Annotated in this window: 3 protein-coding genes and 1 pseudogene; 1 reads left to right on the forward strand and 3 read right to left on the reverse strand. The window is 47.4% G+C overall.

Translation table 11 applies throughout. From position 1 onward, the window contains the following. Positions 1-46: 46 nt before the first annotated feature. Positions 47-574: pseudogene (locus tag KKH67_12855) on the forward strand (DDE-type integrase/transposase/recombinase). Positions 575-1,369: 795 nt separating this feature from the next. On the opposite strand, the gene KKH67_12860 reads toward KKH67_12855, so the two are convergent. The 3 genes from KKH67_12860 to KKH67_12870 all read right to left on the reverse strand — a co-directional run bounded on the left by KKH67_12860 (position 1,370) and on the right by KKH67_12870 (position 6,332). Further along, the gene (locus tag KKH67_12860; protein MBU1320070.1) at positions 1,370-3,112 is read right to left on the reverse strand and encodes a peptidase domain-containing ABC transporter; all 1,743 of its coding nucleotides are present in this window, start codon (positions 3,110-3,112) and stop codon (positions 1,370-1,372) included. Between the two features lies 1 nt (position 3,113). Then, positions 3,114-4,790 (reverse strand): CPBP family intramembrane metalloprotease, encoded by a 1,677-nt coding sequence (locus KKH67_12865; protein ID MBU1320071.1) that lies wholly within the window; start codon positions 4,788-4,790, stop codon positions 3,114-3,116. Positions 4,791-4,880: 90 nt separating this feature from the next. Next, positions 4,881-6,332, reverse strand: coding sequence for a radical SAM protein (locus KKH67_12870; GenBank protein MBU1320072.1), 1,452 nt, complete (start codon positions 6,330-6,332; stop codon positions 4,881-4,883). Positions 6,333-7,160 lie beyond the last annotated feature (828 nt).

Genomic DNA, 7,160 nt, shown 5'->3' on the forward strand with positions numbered 1-7,160 from the left:
AGGAAGGAAAGCGGTCCCTAAGGATATCCGTGATCTTATCCGTACTATGTCTCGAGATAATCCCTTTTGGGGAGCTCCCAGGATTCATGGTGAGCTGCTCAAACTCGGCATCGAGATTAGCCAGGGAACAGTCTCCAAGTATATGGTTCACTACCGGAAGCCTCCGTCTCAGAGCTGGCGCACCTTCCTGAAGAACCACGCCAAAGACATTGCCTCCGTTGATTTCTTCACCGTTCCAACGGTTACGTTTCGCGTGCTTTACGTCTTTATCATCCTATCGAATGTACGTCGGCGAATCGTCCACTTCAACGTGACCAACTCACCCACTGCATTCTGGACCGGACAGCAGGTCGTCGAAGCTTTCCCCTGGGATACCGCGCCACGTTACATGATTCGGGATCGAGATAAGAAATATGGCTGTGAGTTCACTCAGCGTGTTATTGCATTGGGAATCAAACAAGTTCTGATTGCAGCTCGATCTCCCTGGCAGAGCCCATATGTCGAGCGAGTTATCGGTTCTATTCGACGAGATTGTCTCGATCACACCATCATTTTCAATGAGCGACATCTCAAGCGCGTACTCACGGAATACATGCATTACTATAATGAGTATCGGACCCATCTTGGACTTGAGAAGGATTGTCCGGAGCCGCGAGAGATCGAGCACCCTGATTCGGGCGTCATCAAATCGGAGTCGATGGTAGGCGGATTGCATCATCGGTACTATCGGAAGGTTGCCTGATTCGTAGAAAGCATCGGAGCCAAATTCTTATTCTTGAGGATTACTCAGCCCGGATCTACAGTTTCTCCCCAACAGATACATCTTCCCTCATCCAATTCGCATAAATCCGATTCTTCTTCGACGATTCTACGGAGCAATTTGGCCTCTTGGACCATCGATTCTAGCTGGAATGGAGTTTTTATAAGGGACAGGCCTCATCTCCTGAACTGATCAGAGATGAGATAGCCACTTAAAAGTATTATGAGAATACCCACAGTGCGCAGCGCAGATTCCGGTTCAAATACGGCACCAGGCGCAGGAGTAACGGAATGAGCAAGATACAGAACCGCCGATCCCAACAGCACCAACACCAGATAGATAACCCACCTAACATTGTCCCTTGATATCATTTCCACCTCCTTGTAAACATCCCACAATGGGAAAGCGAGTGATTCACAATAACACCTGTCAATGGCTGTGTCAAGCAGCAAAGCAATTCGATCAACCAAACAGCCCGACAGTTTGGCGCAGCATTTACAACATTCTTATCACAAAACCCAGCCAAAAGTGGATAGCTCTGTGGTCGAATGAAACCAGTTGCCACCATAAGCTGACAGCTGCCATTACACGGCTGCCATTGCCCACGCTTCAGCCAACGAGCACGTGTTTCCACAGCTTATAGTACAATCCTCTCCGTTTTATCAAATCCTCATGGCTTCCACTTTCAGCGATACTCCCCTCGTCGATGACCAGGATTCTATCAGAACTTCTAGCTGTCGTCAATCTGTGTGTAATTGCGATTGTAGTCCTGTTATGCGACAGACGCCTCAGTGCTTTCTGAATCAAATACTCGGTCTGATTATCCAAACAAGAAGTGGCTTCGTCAAGGATTAGGATTCTCGGATTTCTTAGGAAGACCCTAGCCAAAGCAATACGCTGTGCCTCTCCTGACGAAATCCGCAGCCCCCATTTCCCAATTTCTGTTTCATAACCGTGTCGAAGTCTGACAATTTGCTCGTGAACGTAAGCCGACTTGGCTGCTTCCACGACTTGGTCAAAGCTTACATTCTTATTCCCATACATTATGTTTTCTGCGACAGTGCCACTGAACACATTGAGATTCTGCATTACGAACCCGATCCCTGTCCAAAGTGATTGAGGAAGTACCTTGCTGCTATCATTGCCGTCTATCCACACTGCACCTCGCGTTGGCGCAATGAATCCGGCAATCAAGTTGACCATTGTTGTTTTCCCCGATCCGCTTCTTCCCACCAGTGCCACTGACTCGTTGGGATGGATATCTAACGTGATGTCTTTGAGAGCACATCGTGCTTGTCCAGCGTAAGCGAAGGATACGTTCCGAAATGATATCTCACCTGCTTCTATGCATATTGGAGTAGCACTTGCTACAGCGCAAGTTGTGGGCAATTGGTCCACAACTTCATAGAACCTGCGTAAGCTTATGATAGACGCGGGGTAGTTGATCGCTATGTTTGCTATAGTTGAAGCGGCCGGAAGAAGTAACCGGCACAATGCGAGGAAAGCCATAAGTTCACCTATCGTAAGATCGCCGCGAATCACACTGCGCCCACCATACCAAAGTGTACCAAAGAGCCACACACTTGATGCAACTGAAACAAGAACACCAGATAATCCGCTCAAAAGCGAACCTCGTATAGATATTTTGAGAGACTGATGCAGCTTCGAATGAAATGAACGCAACTCTCGTCCCAATGATCCACAAGACTGGACTAATTCTATTCCGTCCAGTGCTTCCTTCGCAGTTCCATAGATATCCTCCTCCAGCGCCCGCTGCTTTCTCGTGATAGTTTCTATGGGGCGACGGAAACCGTAAATTAGGGCGCAATGAAGCGCAACAACACCTGTTACGAACATTGTTAATTGGACGTTCAGATGCAGCATCCAGAAAATGATGAATGCTGCGGTGCAGGAACTGAGAATGACTGTGATAGGCAACCCACCAACAGAGCTGCACACCACTTGCCCATCATTAAACAAGATATACAGCAAGTCACCAACTCTCTTCTTGCTGTAAGCACGTATCATTCCCTGGCTAAGGTGCCGGTAAAGACCGTACTTGATGTCAAATGAAAGACGCTGAATGAAAACAGCTGAAAGGTAAGTGTTTAGCAATCCGACCCCCGAGCTAACAACAACAGCTGCCACCATAGCAACTAGAACTGCGGTCAGGAGACTGTTACTCTTCGCAATGATGATTGAATCCACCATTATCTGTGTGATGAGTGGGCCCAACAGCGTCAATGCCCCCAAAATCATTGAAATCAGTAGGATCAAACACATCCGGCTCCGATATCTGAAACCGTACTCACGAAAAGCTCTCAGGAACAGTCTGATTCTTTCGGATCTCATTTCAGGTTGCCTGCACGCTTTCCTCATGAAAAAGATCCAACTTAAAACCATAGATATAGCCACGGACAATGTGACTGCCAACAGCAACGAGCATGGGCAATACTAGCACGACAATAAGAGCCACATTGTAGTCAAGAGATGATGGAGGGAACGTCATTGACACTCCGACAATAGCATCCACCAAGTAGTGCGCAGTTAGTACGGTTACAAACCCGTACTTAATAAAAACAACTCCGTAGACGATACCTATGAGTGTTATTTCAATCATCCTGAAGTACACTGGAAATATGACATGCCCAGCATGATTGATGCCCCATGCCAATGCAGACAGGATGACAGCCGCGATGGTCGTCCGGAGATATTTCTTGAATAGTGGAATGCAGAATAAACGGAACGTGCTTTCCTCTATCAAAGAAGCGAGGAAGGCTGCCCCGATTACACCAATGATGGGTATGTGAGACATTGACGCAATGCCAATTCTTGGTTTGGCAGGCATCCACACACCAACGCTGTCGCCAATCAAGTAACAAGACATATGATACGCTATGAGCATGAATGCGAGACCATATCCAATTGCACATTTGCTCAGAAGGCGTCTAAACCGACGCCGACCTAAGTGAATACAATACCTCGCTAAGCTTCCCGATCCGAATGTCCGAGCATACAACTGCTGTCCGAGTGCGCTATAGATCACTACCTGACCTCCCAATACGCACGAACTCAATAGGATCATAATGGAATGCGAACCCAGAAGCTCCATCCAGCCTTCCGTCGTCGTCACAGTCCTTGAAGTGATGAACATGTTGTTGATTGGCAGTACGGCAGCGACCAGAAACACAACGAATCCCAAGAATACTCCGTATTGCCACTGTACCTCTTCCCGCCTTGATATTGTACGGACCGTGTAGATTGCTGCACTCAACATGACCAGAAATGATAGTGCGTTCCCAATAGCTGAAAACAGCTCTCTGATGGAGCGTTCGTTTCGAACTCTCCTGACATGTGATTCCGGAACCTTGATAAATCGTTCGAAGAAGCTCACACTCTCCCCGCGCAGGGTGACAAGCACCTCTTCGTCAATTTCTGGTAAAGGCCGCCATTCCCTTGCCCAAGTAAATGAATGATTGATCCGATCAGTTTGTTCATCAATCGATATTGCCGTCAGAGTAAAGTCAGACAAATCTAGGCCGGCGATATCATTGGTGAATGTCTCTGCAATCTCCAGAGCAACATACTGGTCTGGTTTACTGCGCTGTGGGATATTCGTGATTTCGCTCTTGAATCCATCAAAATGGCCATCCGGGGCAATCCCAACAATGAACCGCTGCTTTGAGATGGGATTGAAGAAGACAATTCTCCAGTAATGGAGACACAATTCGCCGGAACTTGTCAGGCGATTAAGTGCCGCTATACCCAGTTCCCGCTGGAGGAAGTAATCGACTTGCTGGTCAGTTTCAAATGTCGCCGTGACGCTGTAATCAGGTATGTCTACTCCCATTTGTGCCATAACGTTTTCAGCTTTGCGGATTGCTTGTTCCCTCTCCATAATCACACCAATTTCCGACGGTGGAAAGGCGGCATCAAAGTATTCAAGAAAGAAAATGACGGAGATGAGGGTTACCAGAAGGAATGTCGTGCATAGCATTATATTGATGGTCCGATCGGAGTGTGTAGACAACAGCTTCTCTCCATCTGAAGTGCAATGGCAGTTATTCTGCCATAACTGACTCTATCCTACCGAACTGACTGCTCATAGCTCTAGCGCTCATCAACTGTGCAAGGACGAGGCTGTTTTTGCGTATTGGCTCAGAACTCCTTGTGATGATTCATCTCCTGTTGACTCATTGCGCTCCTCTACCAGCACCGAGAATTGACGAAACAGCCAAATTCGTTCCCTAATATTGGCTTTCCATGTGGGACATTCCGGGTCCCGCCCGAGCCCCACGACAACCCAAGGGCAACTGCCCATACAAGATGGAAGCAGACTACATTGACGACACTTGGAGAATGAGAATGGGTCATGCGCCATCCATTTACACATATTCTCGATCTGGCTGTTAGTTGTTCGAGATGTGATTAGATCAATCTCCACAGTCTTTTTATCTTCAGGTTGTGGAGCACAGAGCATTCCCACAGCCTCATCTGAATTACATAGCGTCATCCAGCACTTCTGAATCTGTTTCTTAGCGTCAATGGCCAAAGAATACGGTGAGAGCATTGAGCAACCCATTGACATCGTCCTTGGCAAGCAGATCGACTTGTCGATTCTGAATCCTCTCTCAAGTGTCTCAGCAAGGAGCGATACTTCTATTGAAGCGAAGTCTCGCCTTCGATAAAGATGACCAACGAACGTTTTGCATTTGGCTGTGAGAGAATTCACAGGAGCGAAGTAGACAAGTACTTTTTCTTTGATTCCTTCTCGCTCGAGCACGTCCAATAGCTCTTTCGCGGTGCCAACATTTCTTGTATCAACGTTTACGCGTATGTTGATTTTGAGCAGATCGCAGGTCTGTTTGATATTCTGAACAATATCATTAAAGGAACCCTTCCCATTTCTGTACATTCTGCGCGCATCGTTAATCTCAGATGGTCCGTCGAGAGTTACTTGAGCACTTGTCACTTGATGCTTTAACAGAGTCCTTGCAGTTCGTCTCGTTAGTAGTGTCCCGTTCGTAACGATTCCGGATGCATATTGAATTCCTCTCTTACTGCATAGATCTTGCAGCCTCTTTGACATGGCATACAGAAATCTTGTATTCAGAAGAGGTTCTCCGCCATACCACGTAACAGTTAGTCGATTGGCTTGACTTCTATCAAGGAGCCTCTGCGTTAACTGTAACATAAGTGGAATTTCAGGCTCGCCGAGGTAGTCGTCAGATCTCTCTTCGTAGCAGTAAGTACATGCCAAGTTGCAGTCGTGAGTGATCCCGATGGTCAGTCCTACTGATCTCTGCATGAACCTTGCAATGTTGTGCTGTGCCCTAATCTGGGCCAACTCATCAGCATTGTCCTCAACTAAGAAACCACCTTTGGCCAGTTCAGAATTGAGTTGTTCACATTCTTGCTCATTAAGGCCATTAGGGATACTTCCTGCGGACCACTCCTCGTATGTTTGATACTCCTTTCTGTCACACTCGATCAGACTTTGTGTCCGACTGTTGTATCCAAGTATTGTGCCATCATCGTATGTAAAGAACAAGTTGAATCGTGACGCTTTCATATTCTGCAACCTCCCGCGGCCAAAGATCGGAAACATCAACTCTGCGATCGCACACGAATCCGGAGACGCCAGCAATGATGACTGATCATACTGTGCAACGGATGTTGTACAGGGCACTGGAACATGCTACAACCTACTTTACGTTTCAACTGCACGTAGCAATTCGTCCCGCACGACGAAAGCAACTGTTATCCTGCTTGATCTCATGCAGACGCGCAACGTCACGCTGATTCGTGCATGATCCAGAAAGAAACCGAAAACAGATCGTCTTCCCTTTGAGACTATCTTCTCTTCATTCAAAGAGCCGTAGGCATCACCATCAAAGAGCGACTGGAAGACAGTCTACACCACAGTTCGAAGAGCAATCTATGCCGCATGAAACTGGTGTGCATACGTTTATCATGGCCTCCGCCATGCAGGTGTTGTCGTAGATGAAATCCCACACCGCAAGAAGAAAGGTTCCAAAAATGGATGTGCAGGCAACTGGCCCGTTCGCATATCCCGTTCTTGCCGGTTCGTTCAGGTACTTCACTTTAATTGCTCCTTTCAGTTTGTCATCGTTCTGGTATCTCCTCACTAACAAAAGCCGTATCTTGTCACGAAGGATGAGTTGCGAACCCCGCGACATGGCGATCTAGATAGTGCGAGTACTCCCTACCCTTAGCCGCAGTTGTAAGAGCTCCTTTGGGTGTCATAGGCCGGGCAAAACCGGCCACTTAGGGTCACGTCAAAACCGGCCATTTTGAGGGAGGAAGGATTTGCCGTATACCTTCGTCAGGAGGTATTAGATGGCAAACCAACTCAAAGTGGCTGTTGCAGATGCGATTA

Source organism: Candidatus Zixiibacteriota bacterium, from assembly GCA_018820315.1.
Taxonomy (GTDB): Bacteria; Zixibacteria; MSB-5A5; order JAABVY01; family JAHJOQ01; genus JAHJOQ01.